Source organism: Achromobacter sp. ACM04, assembly GCF_014851465.1.
In the GTDB taxonomy this organism is placed as follows: domain Bacteria; phylum Pseudomonadota; class Gammaproteobacteria; order Burkholderiales; family Burkholderiaceae_B; genus Achromobacter; species Achromobacter aegrifaciens.
Genome location: NZ_JACUZS010000004.1, coordinates 596,724 through 611,211, shown reverse-complemented (window position 1 = coordinate 611,211; position 14,488 = coordinate 596,724). Strand labels below are relative to the sequence as shown.

Annotated in this window: 12 protein-coding genes; 8 read left to right on the top strand and 4 right to left on the bottom strand. The window is 64.2% G+C overall.

Annotated features, from left to right (window positions below; all coding sequences use genetic code 11):
* Positions 1-11 precede the first annotated feature (11 nt).
* From IB259_RS24740 to clsB, 7 genes are all read left to right on the top strand, one after another.
* On the top strand, positions 12-1,508 hold the full coding sequence (locus tag IB259_RS24740; protein ID WP_192330368.1) for a M81 family metallopeptidase: 1,497 nt from the start codon (positions 12-14) through the stop codon (positions 1,506-1,508).
* Between the two features lie 160 nt (positions 1,509-1,668).
* Positions 1,669-2,952 (top strand): putative Na+/H+ antiporter, encoded by a 1,284-nt coding sequence (locus tag IB259_RS24735; protein ID WP_054457131.1) that lies wholly within the window; start codon positions 1,669-1,671, stop codon positions 2,950-2,952.
* 229 nt (positions 2,953-3,181) lie between these two features.
* Complete coding sequence (locus IB259_RS24730) at positions 3,182-3,493, top strand: FmdB family zinc ribbon protein (RefSeq protein WP_192330366.1); 312 nt, start codon at positions 3,182-3,184, stop codon at positions 3,491-3,493.
* A gap of 16 nt (positions 3,494-3,509) precedes the next feature.
* Complete coding sequence (locus IB259_RS24725; RefSeq protein WP_054457127.1) at positions 3,510-4,175, top strand: DUF502 domain-containing protein; 666 nt, start codon at positions 3,510-3,512, stop codon at positions 4,173-4,175.
* Between the two features lie 40 nt (positions 4,176-4,215).
* Entirely contained in the window at positions 4,216-6,003 is a 1,788-nt protein-coding gene (gene aspS, locus IB259_RS24720; RefSeq protein ID WP_054457125.1) for an aspartate--tRNA ligase, read from the top strand.
* 293 nt (positions 6,004-6,296) lie between these two features.
* Positions 6,297-7,163 (top strand): endonuclease/exonuclease/phosphatase family protein, encoded by an 867-nt coding sequence (locus tag IB259_RS24715; RefSeq protein ID WP_054457124.1) that lies wholly within the window; start codon positions 6,297-6,299, stop codon positions 7,161-7,163.
* Entirely contained in the window at positions 7,160-8,371 is a 1,212-nt protein-coding gene (gene clsB, locus IB259_RS24710) for a cardiolipin synthase ClsB (protein WP_054457122.1), read from the top strand. Before IB259_RS24715 ends, clsB begins: the two co-directional genes overlap by 4 nt.
* Positions 8,372-8,381: 10 nt before the next feature.
* Here the strand turns inward: clsB and IB259_RS24705 are convergent, their stop codons facing one another.
* The 4 genes from IB259_RS24705 to IB259_RS24690 form a co-directional block, all read right to left on the bottom strand.
* A complete protein-coding gene (locus tag IB259_RS24705) occupies positions 8,382-9,251 on the bottom strand; it encodes a DMT family transporter (protein WP_054457120.1) in 870 nt (289 codons plus the stop codon).
* 19 nt (positions 9,252-9,270) lie between these two features.
* Positions 9,271-10,623: an MFS transporter gene (locus tag IB259_RS24700; RefSeq protein ID WP_054457118.1), complete on the bottom strand. Its 1,353-nt coding sequence runs from the start codon at positions 10,621-10,623 to the stop codon at positions 9,271-9,273.
* Between the two features lie 96 nt (positions 10,624-10,719).
* Positions 10,720-11,289 carry a carbon monoxide dehydrogenase subunit G gene (locus IB259_RS24695; protein ID WP_054457116.1) on the bottom strand — a complete coding sequence of 190 codons (570 nt, stop codon included), beginning with the start codon at positions 11,287-11,289 and terminating at the stop codon, positions 10,720-10,722.
* Positions 11,290-11,380: 91 nt separating this feature from the next.
* Positions 11,381-12,628, bottom strand: a complete 1,248-nt coding sequence (locus IB259_RS24690; RefSeq protein ID WP_119450123.1) for an O-antigen ligase — start codon at positions 12,626-12,628, stop codon at positions 11,381-11,383.
* Between the two features lie 653 nt (positions 12,629-13,281).
* On the opposite strand from IB259_RS24690, the gene IB259_RS24685 reads away from it, so the two are divergent.
* On the top strand, positions 13,282-14,385 hold the full coding sequence (locus tag IB259_RS24685) for a glycosyltransferase (RefSeq protein ID WP_119450124.1): 1,104 nt from the start codon (positions 13,282-13,284) through the stop codon (positions 14,383-14,385).
* The last annotated feature ends 103 nt before the right edge of the window (positions 14,386-14,488 follow it).

The following is a 14,488-nucleotide window of genomic DNA, read 5'->3' as shown; positions in this document are numbered from 1 at the left end:
CGGGGAAACGCATGGGCAAGCGCACGAAGAAAAGGCTGGCGGTGGCGCGCTTCTGGTACGAAGGCAACGCCTTCTGTCCGGCGCCCTGCACCATGGCGGATTTCGAACGACGCGAGTGGCGCAAGGGCGGCGACGCCCTGGCCGCCGCCGCCGGCACGGCCACCGAACTGGGCGAAGTGGCCGAGTTCGCCCGCGCGCATCCGGACTGGGAGGTCGTGGCCTTGCGCTGCGCGTCCGCTCTGCCTGGCGGGCCGATAGACGACGCCGTGCACCGTGCCTTTACCGAAGAGGTGCTGGCCGGACTGGCCGCGGATGAGGATGGCTGGGACGCCGTCTACCTGTCGTTGCATGGCGCCGCCATCACCGACCTGCGCCAGACACCCGATCTGGATTTCGTGCGGGCCGTGCGGGCCTTGTTGCCCGACGTGCCCCTGGGCGCGAGCTTCGACCTGCACGCCAACCTGGCCCCTGAGCTGGGCGGCCTGCTGGACTGCGCCAGCGGCTACAAGACCTATCCCCACATAGACATGCGCGAGGCGGCGAGCCGGGTGCTCGACATGTTGCTGCGCACGCAGGCCGGCACGCTGTCGCCGCGGGTGCTGGTGGCCAAGCCGGACCTGCTGTTGTCCAGCTTCAACATGCGCACCGATGCCGGGCCCATGCGCGAATTGCAGGATCTCGCGGCAGTCCAGTGCGGCGAGGGCGTGGTCGAAGTCTCGGTGTTTGGCGGCTTTCCGTATGCGGACACCGTCGATACCGGGGCATCGGTGCTGGTGGTGGCCGACATGACTCGCGATGCCGCCGGCGCGCGGGCGCAGGCCGTGGCCGAAACCATGAAGGCGGCGATGCGGCGTCTGGAGCCCGCATTTGCGGTCACCTTGCCGACGCCGCAACAGGGATTGGCGCAAGCCGTGGAAGCGGCGCGCGCGGGCGGCCTGGTGGCCGTCACCGACCCGGGCGACAACCCCTTGTCGGGAGGCGTGTGCGACACGCCGGCGCTGTTCCGCGCCTTGCTGGATACGTCGATCGACCTGCCTTGCGTGTTCGCCAGTTTCGCGGATCCGGAGGCAGTGCAGCGCGCGCACGAAGCGGGCTTGGGCGGCGACTGCGAACTGGAACTGGGCGGCCGCGTGAGCCGCGATTTCGGCGCGCCGGTGCGTGCGGCGTTCCGGGTCGAACGCTACACCGATGGCGAATTCAGCAATACGGGTCCGATGGAAACGGGCGTGCGCACGAGCTGCGGCCGCACCGCGCTGCTGTCGCTGCGCGACAGGCCCAATGTGCAGGTCATCGTCACCGAGCTGGTGGCGCCGGCCAACGATCCGGGCTTCTTCACCTTGCATGGCGTCGATCTCGATCAGGTGCGGCTGCTGTGCGTGAAGGCCAAGAACCACTTCCGAGCGGCCTTCCTGCCGCTGTGCGCTGCGATCATCGACGTCGACGCGCCCGGCCCCGCGGCGCTGGACCTGCGGCTGCTGCCGTTCCGGCATGCGCGCAGGACGCATTGACCAGCGCGCAAGACCTGCGGGAATAGCGGCGCGGACGTGCGCGCCTTGGTGTTGACCCTGCGTTACACGGCAAGGGCCTTGCGCTATATTGCGACCCTTGTCCCGCAGGCCCGCCGGGCGGCGTCCGCGCTGTCGTATCCCTCTTCCGGAAGTCGTTTACATGCCCCAGACACTTGAAGTCATCGCCACCCTCCTGTTCGCCGTGGCGGTTCTTCATACCTTCTCGGTTCCGTTCTTCGCGCGGCTCGCGCACCGTGGCGGACCGCATGCGGGCTTCTGGCATCTGTTCTCCGAAGTCGAGGCCGTGTTCGGCGTCTGGGCCTTCGTGCTGATCGTGGCGATGGCGGCGCTGGCCGGCCCCTCTCATGCCATCGAGTACATGGACACGCGCAACTTCACCGAGCCGCTGTTCGTCTTCGTGATCATGGTGGTGGCGGCCAGCCGGCCTATATTGGAACTGGTGGGGACGCTGGTGCGCCTGGTGGCGCGCGTGCTGCCGCTGCCGCGCGAACTCGCCACTTTCTTTGTCGTGATGTCGCTGGTGCCGTTGGGCGGCTCCTTCATCACCGAACCCGCCGCGATGACGCTGGCTGCCATTCTGCTGCGCGACGCCTATTTCCGCAGCAGCGGGCGCGCGGGCTTCAAATACCTGACGCTGGGCGTGCTGTTCGTCAACGTCTCCATCGGCGGCGTGCTGACTTCCTATGCCGCGCCGCCCGTGCTGATGGTGGCCTCCACCTTCGGCTGGGACTCCACCTTCATGGTGCAGCATTTCGGCTGGCGCGCCGCGATTGCCGTCTGCCTGAATGCGGCGCTGTTGACCTTCATCTGCCGCAAGGCGCTGCTGGAGCGCTCGGTGGGCACGGGCGGCGGCGTCGACGCGCCCGAAGGCGGCGATGCGCGCGGGCCGGTGCCGCTGCTGGTCATGCTGGTGCACCTGGTCTTCCTGGTCGCCGTGGTGCTCAGCGCGCATCATCCGGCCATCTTCCTGGGCCTGTTGATGATGTTCATCGGCTTTGCCGAAGCCTACAAGCGCCACCAGAGCCGCCTGATGATCAAGGAAGGCCTGATGGTCGGCTTCTTCCTGGCCGGGCTGGTGGTGCTGGGCGGCCTGCAGAAGTGGTGGTTGCAGGACCTGCTGGGCGGGCTTGAACCTTTCGTGCTGTTCTGGGGCGCTACCGCGCTCACCGCCATCACCGACAACGCCGCGCTGACCTACCTGGGCTCGCTGGTCGAAGGCACCAGCGAGGCCTGGCGCTACATGCTGGTGGCCGGCGCGGTCACGGGCGGCGGGCTGACGGTGATCGCCAATGCGCCCAACCCGGCTGGCTTCGCCATCCTGAAGAACCACTTCCCGGACGGCAGCATTTCGTCGGGGCGGCTGTTCCTGTCGGCCCTGGCGCCGACCCTGGTGGCGGCGGTCATGTTCCTGCTTCCTGTCTAGGGAGACGGCCCTCGGGATGCCCCTGAGGCGCCGCCCAAGGCGGGCCGCCGGGGCCGGACACCGGCCGTTCACGAAAAACCGCTAAAATTCAAGACTTTCCCGTATTTTTTCCGGCCTCGCCCACCCGCCGCTTCCGTTCGGACCAGGTCTTGCGACCCGATCCGGCCCCGGACATTGCGTCCGGCGACAGCGGCTCTTGATATGCCGGGCCCGCGCCTGGGAGCCCTAGATGCCCATTTACGCTTACAAGTGCAGCGCCTGCGGCCATGCCAAAGACGTCTTGCAGAAGATTTCCGATGCGCCGCTTTCGGTTTGCCCCGAATGTGGCGAAAGCACGTTCTCCAAGCAGGTGACCGCGGCTGGGTTCCAGCTCAAGGGCTCCGGCTGGTATGTCACGGACTTCCGCGGCAACGGCAGCGGCGGTTCGGCCTCGGCCAGCACGCCGGCGGCGCCGGCTGAAAGCGCCGCGCCCGCAGCCGCAGCCGCGCCGGCAGCTCCGGCCGCCCCGGCGACGCCTGCAGCCGGTAGCGCCGCCTCCTAGAGCACACGCGATGCGTATGCGCGTCATCAAGAAGTACTTCATCACCGGCCTGCTGATCTGGGTTCCCCTGGTCATCACGGTGTGGGTGCTGGGCTTGCTGGTCGCGACCCTCGAAGGGTTCGTGCCCGGCTTCCTGTCGTCCGAATCGCTGTTCGGCATCGACATCCCCGGCTTCCGCTTCGTCCTGGTCATCGTGGTGGTGCTTCTGACGGGCGTATTCGCCGCCAACCTGATCGGCCGCACCATGGTGGACCAGTGGGAAAACCTGCTGGGACGCATACCGCTGGTGCGTTCGATCTACAACTCGGTCAAGCAGGTCAGCGATACCGTGCTTGCTCCGAATGGTCAGGCGTTCCGCCGCGCGGTGCTGGTGCAGTATCCGCGCGCCGGCAGCTGGACCATCGCTTTCGTTACCGGCACGCCCAGCGGCGAAGTGGCCGACCGGCTTCCCGGCGATCACATCAGCGTGTACGTGCCGACCACGCCGAATCCCACGTCCGGCTTTTTCCTGATGGTTCCGCGCGCTGACGTCATGGATCTTCAGATGAGCGTGGACGCGGCATTGAAGTACATCGTTTCCATGGGCGTGGTCGCCCCGGTCCAGGCGGCGACGCCCGCGGACCGGCCGGCCGCGCCCGTCCCGGCTCCCGGCGTGCAAGACACGCCTCGCGCCGATTCGTAACCCTTACGCTATAACCAAGCACATAAACGGAGTCCCCCGCATGCGTACCTGCTACACCGGCCAGGTTTGCCGTGACCATCTCGGCCAGACCGTCACCCTGTACGGCTGGGTGAACCGCCGCCGCGACCACGGCGGGGTCATCTTCATCGACCTGCGCGACCGCGCGGGCCTGGCGCAGATCGTGTTCGATCCGGACAATGCCGCCTTCGCCACCGCGGAGCGCCTGCGCAACGAATTCTGCATCCGCGTCACCGGCCTGGTGCGCGAGCGTCCGGCGGGCACCGCCAACGCCGAGCTGGCTTCGGGCGAAATCGAAGTGCTCTGCAAGGAAGTCGAGATCCTGAACGCGTCGGTCACGCCGCCGTTCCAACTGGACGACGACAACCTCTCGGAAACGACGCGCCTCACGCACCGCGTGCTGGACCTGCGCCGTCCGCAGATGCAGCGCAACCTGATGCTGCGCTACCGCGTGTCCATCGAAGTGCGCAAGTTCCTGGACCAGCTGGGCTTCATCGACATCGAAACCCCGATGCTGACCAAGAGCACGCCCGAAGGCGCGCGCGACTACCTGGTGCCTTCGCGCGTCAACGCCGGCCACTTCTTCGCGCTGCCGCAATCGCCGCAGCTGTTCAAGCAGATGCTGATGGTGTCCGGTTTCGACCGTTACTACCAGATCACCAAGTGCTTCCGCGACGAAGACCTGCGCGCCGACCGCCAGCCCGAATTCACCCAGATCGACTGCGAAACCTCGTTCCTGAACGAGTTCGAGATCCGTGAAATCTTCGAGAACATGATCCGCCACGTGTTCAAGGTGGTGCAGGACGTCGATCTGCCGACGCCGTTCCCGATCATGACCTGGACCGAAGCCATGCGCCGCTACGGCTCGGACAAGCCGGACCTGCGCGTGAACCTCGAATTCACCGACATGACCGACGTCATGCGCGACGTGGACTTCAAGGTGTTCGCCGCCGCCGCCACGGCGCCCGGCAGCCGCGTGGTCGCCTTGCGCGTGCCGGGCGGCGCCGAGATGTCGCGTAGCGAGATCGACGGCTACACCCAGTTCGTCGGCATCTACGGCGCCAAGGGCCTGGCCTACATCAAGGTCAACGAAGTGGCCAAGGGCCGCGACGGCCTGCAATCGCCCATCGTCAAGAACCTGCATGACGCTGCCCTGGCCGAACTGGTCAAGCGCACCGGCGCGCAGGACGGCGACATCATTTTCTTCGGCGCTGACCGTGAAAAGGTCGTCAACGACGCCATCGGCGCGCTGCGCGTGAAGATCGGCCACAGCGAATTCGGCAAGAAGACCGGCCTGTCCACCGCCGGCTGGAAGCCGCTGTGGGTTGTCGACTTCCCGATGTTCGAATACGACGAGGAAGACGGCCGCTACACCGCCGCCCACCACCCCTTCACCAGCCCGAAGGACGGCCACGAGGACTTCCTGGAATCCGATCCCAGCAAGGCTTTCGCCAAGGCCTACGACATGGTGCTGAACGGTTGGGAAATCGGCGGCGGCTCGGTCCGTATCCACCGCGAGGAAGTGCAGAGCAAGGTGTTCCGCGCGCTCAAGATCGGCGCCGAGGAAGCCCGCGAGAAGTTCGGCTTCCTGCTCGACGCGCTGCAATACGGCGCGCCTCCGCATGGTGGCATCGCTTTCGGCCTGGATCGCATCGTCACGATGATGACTGGCGCCGAATCGATCCGCGACGTGATCGCCTTCCCGAAGACCCAGCGCGCCCAGTGTCTGCTGACGCAAGCGCCGTCCGAGGTCGACGAGAAGCAATTGCGCGAACTGCACATCCGTCTGCGCAACGTAGAAACGAAGTGATCCCCCCCGAAGCGCCGTAGGCGCTTCCCCCCCCAGGGGGGGGCCGCTACGGACCGGCGGAGCCGGATCCGTGCGGCCCGGCTTGGGGGGCGTTGTTTGCTTGCGGGGTTCGCGTCTCGATTGAACAGTGAAAGTTGTTGTTCCTGGAGGGCAGGGGCGTGCGCCGCAAGCGCAGGAACTGTCTTCTGAATTGGAGTAATCTGGCAAACGCCGCCTGCTTGTGGGCGGTGCTGGCCGGGCTGCTTTTTTTGCTGCGGCCGGTGGTTCCCCAGTTTTGAAAGGCGCCATTTTCCATGTCGCTCATCCGCGTCGTCAGCTACAACATACATAAGGGCCGCTCGGCATTGGGCCGGCGCGACTCCCTGAACGAATTGCGTCTGGGCCTGTATGGCCTGCGTCCGGATCTGGTCTTCCTACAGGAAGTCCAGGGCCGCAATGAGCAGAAATCCCTGCTCGACGCCCAGCACGAATCGCTTGCCGCCGCCTTGCGGCTGGACGTGGCCTACGGCCGCAATGCCATCCGCCATGAGACGGACCACGGCAACGCGCTGTTGTCGCGTTTCCCTATCCTCGACCACGAAAACCAGGACATCTCCGACCATCGGCTGGAGCAGCGCGGACTGCTGCACGCGCGCATCGAACTCGACGGGCGCGCGGTGCATTGCTTCGTCGTGCACCTGGGCTTGTTCGCCGGCAGCCGCAGCCGCCAGATCCTGGCGCTGACCGAGCGCATCCGCCGCATGGTGCCGGACGGTGAGCCGATCCTCATCGCGGGTGATTTCAACGATTGGGGCGACCGTCTGGCGCCCCTGTTCGTGCAGCAGCTGGGCCTGTATGAAGTGTTCTCGCATGCCCCGCGCAGCCATGGCGGCGAATTGCCGCGCCTGCGCGACTCCGTCAAACGGCTGAGCAACGCGCTGCGCGGGCTGCCCAATAGCGGCGTGTCCGTCATGGAACGCACCAATCAACTCGGCATGGATGGCAATTCGCGCCTGCTGCTGCCGCCGCCCCGCACCTTCCCCGCGGTGTTCCCCTGGTTCCGTCTGGACCGCATCTACCAGCGCGGCTTTGCCGTGCGCAGCGCGCGCGTGCTGCGCGGCCGCGAATGGGCCAGGCTTTCCGATCATTCCCCCTTGCTGGCCGAGCTGGAACTGCCGTGAGGGCAGAGCAGTCCAAGCTGGACTGGACGGTGGGCAACGACATCCGGTTGCTCCAGAACGGCTCCGACTTCTTTCCGGCGCTGTGCGCGGCCATCGACGCCGCCCAGGTCAGCGTGCACCTGGAAACCTACATCTTCACCCCGGACCGCACCGGTTCCCAGGTATTGGACTGCCTGGAGGCGGCCGTGCGGCGCGGAGTCAAGGTGCGCGTGGTGCTCGACGGTTTCGGCAGCGCAGAGTTCGTCGATCCCTTGCGTACGCGCCTGACCAACGCCGGCGCGCAGTGCCGCATCTTCCGTCCCGAGCCGCGCTGGTTCGCGCGCTACATTCCGTCGCGCAGCCGGCTGCGCCGCCTGCACCGAAAGGTCACTGTGGTCGACGGGCGCATCGCCTTCATCGGCGGCATCAACATCATCGACGACTACGATGACCGCGATCCGACGGACGGCATCACCGGGCCGCGCTTCGATTTCGCCGTGCAGGTGCAGGGGCCGCTGGTCACCGAGGCCGCCTATGCCCAGGAACTGCTGTGGGTGCGGCTGAACTGGGCGCGCCTGCGCCGTCATCCGCGCGACTGGAACCGCATGCGGCTGCTCAAGCCGCGCCACGCTTCCGTGGCGCCCTGTGGCGACCTGCGCGCCGCGCTGGTGCTGCGCGACAACCTGCGCTTTCGCCAGACCTTCGAGCGCGCCTACCTGTACGGCATCGCGCATGCGCGCCGCGACATCCTGATCGCCAACGCCTACTTCTTCCCCGGCCGCCAGTTCCGCCGTGCGCTGGCCAAGGCTGCGGCGCGCGGCGTGCGCGTGCGCCTCTTGCTGCAGGGCAAGATCGAGTACCGCATGCAGTACCACGCCACGCGCTCGCTGTACGACCAGCTGCTGCGCGACGGCATCGAGATCTACGAATACATGCCGAGCTACCTGCACGCCAAGGTGGCGGTCATCGACAACGTGGCGACGGTGGGCTCGTCCAATCTCGACCCCTTCAGCCTGCTGCTGGCGCGCGAAGCCAATGTGGTCGTGGACGACCAGCCCTTCTCCTGGGACCTGCAGGAACGGCTAGAGACGGCCATCCGCGAAGGCGGGCGCTTCATCCGGCCACTGGAGTATCAGCGCCGGGGGTGGCTGCGGCGTTGGGTCGACGCGGTGTCCTACACGCTGCTGCGCATCGGGGTGGCGCTGACGGGGACGTCGGACAAGTACTGAGCGCGGGCGTTCAGGCGCGCCGCTTCAGCAAGCCCAGCGCCAGCGCCGTGCCGACCAGGATAATGGCGGCGCCCGCCGCGATCGACGGCGTGATGCTCTCGTCCAGGAACCACGATCCCCACAGCACGCCGAAGATCGGCACCAGGAAGGTGACGCTGACGGCGCCGGTGGGGCCGACATTGGCGATCAGACGGAAGAAAATGATGTACGCCGCGCCCGTGCACAGCACCGCCAGCAGGATGGTGGCGATCCAGGCTTGCATGGACGCTGGTGCTTCGGGCCAGTGCGTGACCGCAAGCGGCAGCAGCACCAGCGTCGCGCCTATCATGCTGCCGGTGGCGTTGGCCAGGGCATCTACGCCTGTCAGGAAGCGCTTGGTCCAGTTTGCTGCAATGCCATAGAACACCGGCGCCGACACTGCGGCCAGGACCGCTGGTCCGGTACCGCCATCGCTGAAGTTCAGCTTGTCCCACACCAGCACGACGATGCCGACCACGCCTATCATCAACCCCAGGGAGCGCGTCCAGGCGAGCTTGTCCTTCAGCCACAGCCAGCCGATGACCGCGCCCCATACCGGCGTCACGGCATTGGCTACCGACAGGAAGCCTGCGCCCAGCGATTGCGCTGCATAGGCGAACAGCAGGAACGGCACGGCCGCGTTCAGCACGCCCACCATCAGCAAGGCTTTCCAGTGCCGGGCGATGACGGGCAGCTTGCCGCGCCACAGCGCGGCGGGCAGCAGGACCAGCGCGGCCAGCCCTACGCGCAGCTCGATCAGCGCAATCGGTCCGAATTCCGGCACCGCCAGGCGCATGAACAGAAAGGAGCCGCCCCAAACGGCGGCCAGGAGCAGCAGATCCAGCAAATTGCGTTGACGCATGTTCAGTCCCGAGAGGGGCTCATTTGCGGTTTGTAGCCAGGTTCTTCATCTTGACCCGGTAGGCCAGCAGGGCGCAGGTCAGCGACAGAACGATACACAGCACCAGGCCCGCGCGCACTCCGTTTAGTACCGTGCTGTGGGAAATGATGATGCCGACCACGGCAGTCCCCAGCGCGCTGCCGATGGCGCGCGTGGTCTGGACCAGGGCGGAGGCCACGCCCACGTCGCGCCGCTCGCTCAGCATCTGCATGAACAGAGTCAGGTTCGGAAGCAGGAAGCCCAGCGCACAGCCGTTGACAAAGAAGGCGGCCAGGATCCACCAGGCCGAGGTCCCCGGCGAGATAAGCAGCACCATCAGCGAACCAGCTGCCAGCAGGCAGCCGCCGAACACCATCAGGCGCTGCGGTTCGGTCTGCTTGGGGAACAGGCGGCCGTTGATGATGCTGCCCACCGAAATCGCGGCAACCAGCGGCGTGAGCAGCAGCCCAGCCTCGCTGGGGGTGTAGTTCAGTACCTGTTGCAAGAGCAGCGGGCTGTAGAAGATCAGCACGAACATGACCGCGCCCACCATCATCGCCGCCAGGTTCAGCAGGCGGGATTCCGCGCCGCCGAGCACGCGCAGCGGAAAGATGGGTGAGCTTACGCGCCGTTCCGTGGGAATCAGGATGGCGATAGCCGCCACACCCACCACCGCCAGGCCCAAGCCCAGCATGGGGTGGGCATGGTCGCCGCTGGCAAACGCCAGTTCCAGCGCGGCCAGCGGCGCGCCCACCGCCAGTACCAGCAGGATGGCGCCCAGCCAGTCGATCTTGCGGCTGCCGTCGTGGATGGGGCGGATGCGGGGAAAGTAGCGGGCCAGCAGGAAAAACGCGCCCGCGGCCGCGATCGGCGCAATGAAGAAGGCCGCGCGCCAGCCCAGCGCCTGCGTCGCGGCCCCGCCCAGAACCGGGCCGATGCCGCTGGCCATGGCGAACGCCGCTGACACCAGCGCCATCCAGCGCACCCGCTGCTTGGCATCGGGGAACAGGTCAGCCGGCGCGGCGAATGCGGTCGCGATCATCATCCCGCCGCCTATGCCTTGCAGCGACCGAAAAATGATCAGCTGCATCATGCTTTGCGACAGGCCACAGGCGATAGAGCCCAGTGCCACGATCAGCACCGACAGCAACATCAGGGGCTTGCGGCCAAACATGTCGCCCAGCCGCCCGAAAATCAGGATGGACGCCGCGGTGGCCAGCAGATAGCCCGTTCCCACCCAAGCGTACAGCGCCATACCGTTCAGCGCCTCGGCCACGCGCGGCAGCGTGGTGCTGATAATGGTGGAATCCAGCGCGGCCAGGACTACCGTCGCCGAAACCCCCGCCATGCCCATCAGCAGGTCGCGTCGTGTATGGGCGGGGGCGGTTGGGGGCGGTGATTCGGGCGGCGGCGTCATGCCGCAGAGCATATCACCCGCGCGTCAGGGATTTCACTTATAGAAGGTGTGATAACCCCAGAAAACCGCGATGACCAGCACCACCATGATCCAAGACCAACGCGAATTGGACAGTCCGCGCGGCTCTGGTTCGGGGGGAGGGGGCGGCGGCGCGAGGCGGGGCTGGGCGGCCATGTAGTCGATGAAGGTGGCGAAGAACTTCTCGATGATCTTCTCGCCGGCCTTCAGCACCAGCCCCTCGCCGCATTCGGCCAGCTTGCCTCCGGTCATCCCCGCGACCGTGTAGGCCACGCGGGTACCCTGGTCCTTGGTGCTGAGATTGATCTGGGCGGTGCCGATGGCCAGACAAGCCGCACGGCCCTTGCCTTCGAACACCAGGGTGCAACTGTCGGGGGCATTGACGTCCGAGAGCAGGATCTCGCCGTCATAGTCCGTGTCCAGGCCGGCAATCTTGGCCCGCAGCGTGACCGCGTACTCCGTGTCGCTGCGCTTGTCGACAGCGATGCATCCGGGGATACATCGCTGTAAAACGGCCGGATCCGTCAGAGCGTCCCAAGTCTGGTGCTGGGTTGAAGGAATCCACTGGGCATCTGCAATGCGCATGGCTGTCTCCTTGGGAGAGTCACAGCCCTATTGTGGCCCTAGTTGCGCATTTTGACTATGGCCGCAGTGGTCGCAGGCATCCGGAGATTTGCTACGCGTACGCGCTTCGCTTCTTGTCGCTCAAGACCAGCAGCCACGCCAGCAGCGTCACATATAGCGAGATATTGTGCATCGAACGGAACATGAGCTCCGTCAGCCCGAAGATTGCGAACCCCAATGTCAGGGCGGTTCCCATGGCGGCAGCGACGCGGACCGGCTCGGGGTTTGTTGCGGTCATCCTGCGCAAAAAGATGCCAGCAGGAACAAAGTACAGCAGCGTTAGCGCCAGGCCGCCCAATAGCCCATAGCTGGCCAGCATCTGCAGCATGTCATTGTGGGGTTCGCCGAAGTCTTGCGCGACAAAGGGCGAAACGACTCCCGTGGCCACTCGCGCTTCAAGTTCTGGAACGAATCTGGCGGTGCCCCCCAGGCCGAAGATGGGTTCCGCTTCGATCATTTCGCTCGTGGCTCGCCATAGCTGCAGCCGGATACAGACGGAGGTGTCTTCGGTGGCGTTGGCGCCTTGGCATGCCTGAAATTCGTTGATGCCTTGCTCAACGCGGGTGCGCAAGGCTTGATTGGTTGATCCGATGGCAACAAGAATGGCAACGCCTGCGATCAACAGGCCGAATGCGCGGAAAGGATGTCGCAGATGGCCGAACAACCACATCGCAAGGAACAGGAACAGGGGGATCGCCATCCACCCGGTGCGCGTCTGGGTGAGCACGAAGCCCGCAAAAACGACGATGACGGTCAGTGCTTTGACTGACTTTTCAAGTCGCGGGTGCTTTGTCAGTTGCCATCCCATGCTGCAAAAGGTGATGAAGAGCCAGAGCAGCATCAGATTGCTGTAGGTGACCGCGTTGTACTGCGGCGTATTTGGCCGATTCCAGGCAGGAAAGACCAGCCAGAAGACAATACAGGCCGAAGCCCACCCCGCAATCAAGATGCCCCAGGACGCATTCCGGAGCGCCGCCGGGTTGATGCTCAGCAGCGCGCCCAGAATGATGGGGAAGCCAAGGCTGATGCGCAGGCCTCGTTCCAGGGACGGACCGTGGGTAATGCCATGTGCATACTGGCTAAGGCCAATTGCACAGAAGGAGACGAGCAGGGCTGCAATGACCCACTTGTAGTCCTTCAGGTCGCGCCAAGTCGCCTGCCATCCTCCCTCCCGGGCGAAGCACCGAACCAGGCACAGCGAAAAAATCAGGTAGAACAGCGCGCTACCGCCGCCGACCGTCATGGTGGCGATAGGCAAGATCCCGAGCAGGGCGACGAGGATAGAAGGCAGAATGGCCATGACTGGAGGCGAAGAAGGACGGATGCCCGAGGCCGACACCGGCTTGGACGCATCCACCGCTAATCAATTTCTATAATTATGAGGGAGGGTTCGATAAATTAAATCGAATGCAAAAAGGGATGAACAACAGGGCATTGTATCGTTGTCTCCCTGTCAGGGTCGGTCCGCTAGCGCTTATGGGCGTGGAAGGGCAGCCACGGCGATACAGAGGGAGCCATAACTGCGGGGCCCCTGAGCGGGGCGTTTTTGGGAATTGGTACCCGGATGAAATGCTGGCCCTAGGGCCGCCGCTTCGCTTCCTTCAGTTGGCATTCATCACGAATGAACGCCGCATCCTGAACGGCTTTGACACAGGCACTTCAGCCAGGCAATTGCGACAGACTTCGGGCGAGCGGCTGGGTCTAGAGGCAACGGGGTTGTGAGAATGCGTCCCAGCTTGAATGAGTGCCTGGATCCCCATTGTCCGAGAGGCCCGCGTCGAAAGCTTCATCGCGGAGAGGCCAGTTCGTTGTTGGCACATTTTTGATGAAAGCCTCTTTATATTATTTTGCAAACCCTGGTTCCATTCTTTTCCACAACTGGCCAATTCGTTTGCATGTTTTATCTCCGTCTGACGCTACAATCGCGCCAGCTCCCTTCCGGTTACCTTCGCAATGCTGTACGTCCTTGTCGCGTTCTTGGTTTCGCTCATATCAACTTTGTTGATTGTGCGCTACCGCTCTTGGCATGATGGCCTGACGGCTGATCATGATGTCGAGGGCGTGCAGAAGTATCATTCGGTTCCTGTTCCCCGAATCGGCGGATTGTCACTGCTGATGGCCAGTGGAGTGACGTGTGCTCTAGTCGCAATTCGCGAGCCCGAAGTGCTTCCGAACCTAGTGATACTGCTTGTCGCCTCCATGCCCGCCTTCTTGGGTGGATTTGTTGAAGATCTGACCAAACACGTCAGGGTTTTGGTTCGGCTTGGTTTGGCGATGTTGTCCGGGGTAATTGCTTATTATTTTTTGGGCGCGGCGATAACTCGCTTGGATATTATTGGAGTTGATTGGTTGTTGCAGTTTTCAATGGTGTCGTTTGTTTTCACCGCCGTGGCTATCGGCGGCGCCGCGAATGCGATAAATATAATCGACGGATATAACGGTTTGGCGGCGGTGGTGTCGGCAATGATATTGGCCGGCTTTGCCTACGTTTCTTTTTATTTGGGCGACCGTTTCTTGTTGATTGTGGCGTTGAGCACCCTGGGCGGTATTGTCGGGTTTTTGGTGTGGAATTATCCGCATGGCCACATATTTCTCGGAGACGGCGGGGCCTATTTTCTGGGATTTGTCATCGGCGAATTATCGGTGCTGATGCTGGCACGACATCCGGAAGTTTCGGCTTGGTTTCCGCTGCTGCTGTGTATCTACCCCGTGTTTGAGACCTTGTTTTCCATCTATCGCAAGAAATGGCTGCGTGGCCGTTCGCCCGGGGCGCCGGATGGCGTGCACTTGCATATGCTGATCTACAAGCGATTGGTGCGCTGGGCGATCGGTTCGCGGGAAATGCGCCACCAGACACAACGCAACGCCATGACTTCCCCCTATTTGTGGCTGCTGTCGTCGCTTGCCGTCATACCCGCCGTATTGTTTTGGCAAGAGCCTTATCTGTTGATGCTCTTTACGGCGGTGTTCTCGACGACATATGTGGTGCTTTACCGTCGACTGGTCTTGTTTCGCATGCCCAAGTGGATGATCTTGAAGAAAAAGAAGGGGCGTTGACCTTGCCGCAGCAAGCAGTAGCTGCGCATTTGTTTTAGCGCTGGGCGCGATCTCGTGCGCGTGGTTGCGATTGATCGCGGGCAAGCACAATGTTGTTGTAAAG

Coding starts and splice junctions, on each gene's coding strand:
- IB259_RS24730 (WP_192330366.1), top strand. CDS start 3,182: ATGCCCATTTACGCTTACAAGTGCAGCGCCTGCGGCCATGCCAAAGAC.
- IB259_RS24700 (WP_054457118.1), bottom strand. CDS start 10,623: ATGGGCATGGCGGGGGTTTCGGCGACGGTAGTCCTGGCCGCGCTGGAT.
- IB259_RS24695 (WP_054457116.1), bottom strand. CDS start 11,289: ATGCGCATTGCAGATGCCCAGTGGATTCCTTCAACCCAGCACCAGACT.
- IB259_RS24735 (WP_054457131.1), top strand. CDS start 1,669: ATGCCCCAGACACTTGAAGTCATCGCCACCCTCCTGTTCGCCGTGGCG.
- IB259_RS24705 (WP_054457120.1), bottom strand. CDS start 9,251: ATGCGTCAACGCAATTTGCTGGATCTGCTGCTCCTGGCCGCCGTTTGG.
- IB259_RS24725 (WP_054457127.1), top strand. CDS start 3,510: ATGCGCGTCATCAAGAAGTACTTCATCACCGGCCTGCTGATCTGGGTT.
- IB259_RS24690 (WP_119450123.1), bottom strand. CDS start 12,628: ATGGCCATTCTGCCTTCTATCCTCGTCGCCCTGCTCGGGATCTTGCCT.
- aspS (WP_054457125.1), top strand. CDS start 4,216: ATGCGTACCTGCTACACCGGCCAGGTTTGCCGTGACCATCTCGGCCAG.
- IB259_RS24685 (WP_119450124.1), top strand. CDS start 13,282: ATGCTGTACGTCCTTGTCGCGTTCTTGGTTTCGCTCATATCAACTTTG.
- IB259_RS24740 (WP_192330368.1), top strand. CDS start 12: ATGGGCAAGCGCACGAAGAAAAGGCTGGCGGTGGCGCGCTTCTGGTAC.
- IB259_RS24715 (WP_054457124.1), top strand. CDS start 6,297: ATGTCGCTCATCCGCGTCGTCAGCTACAACATACATAAGGGCCGCTCG.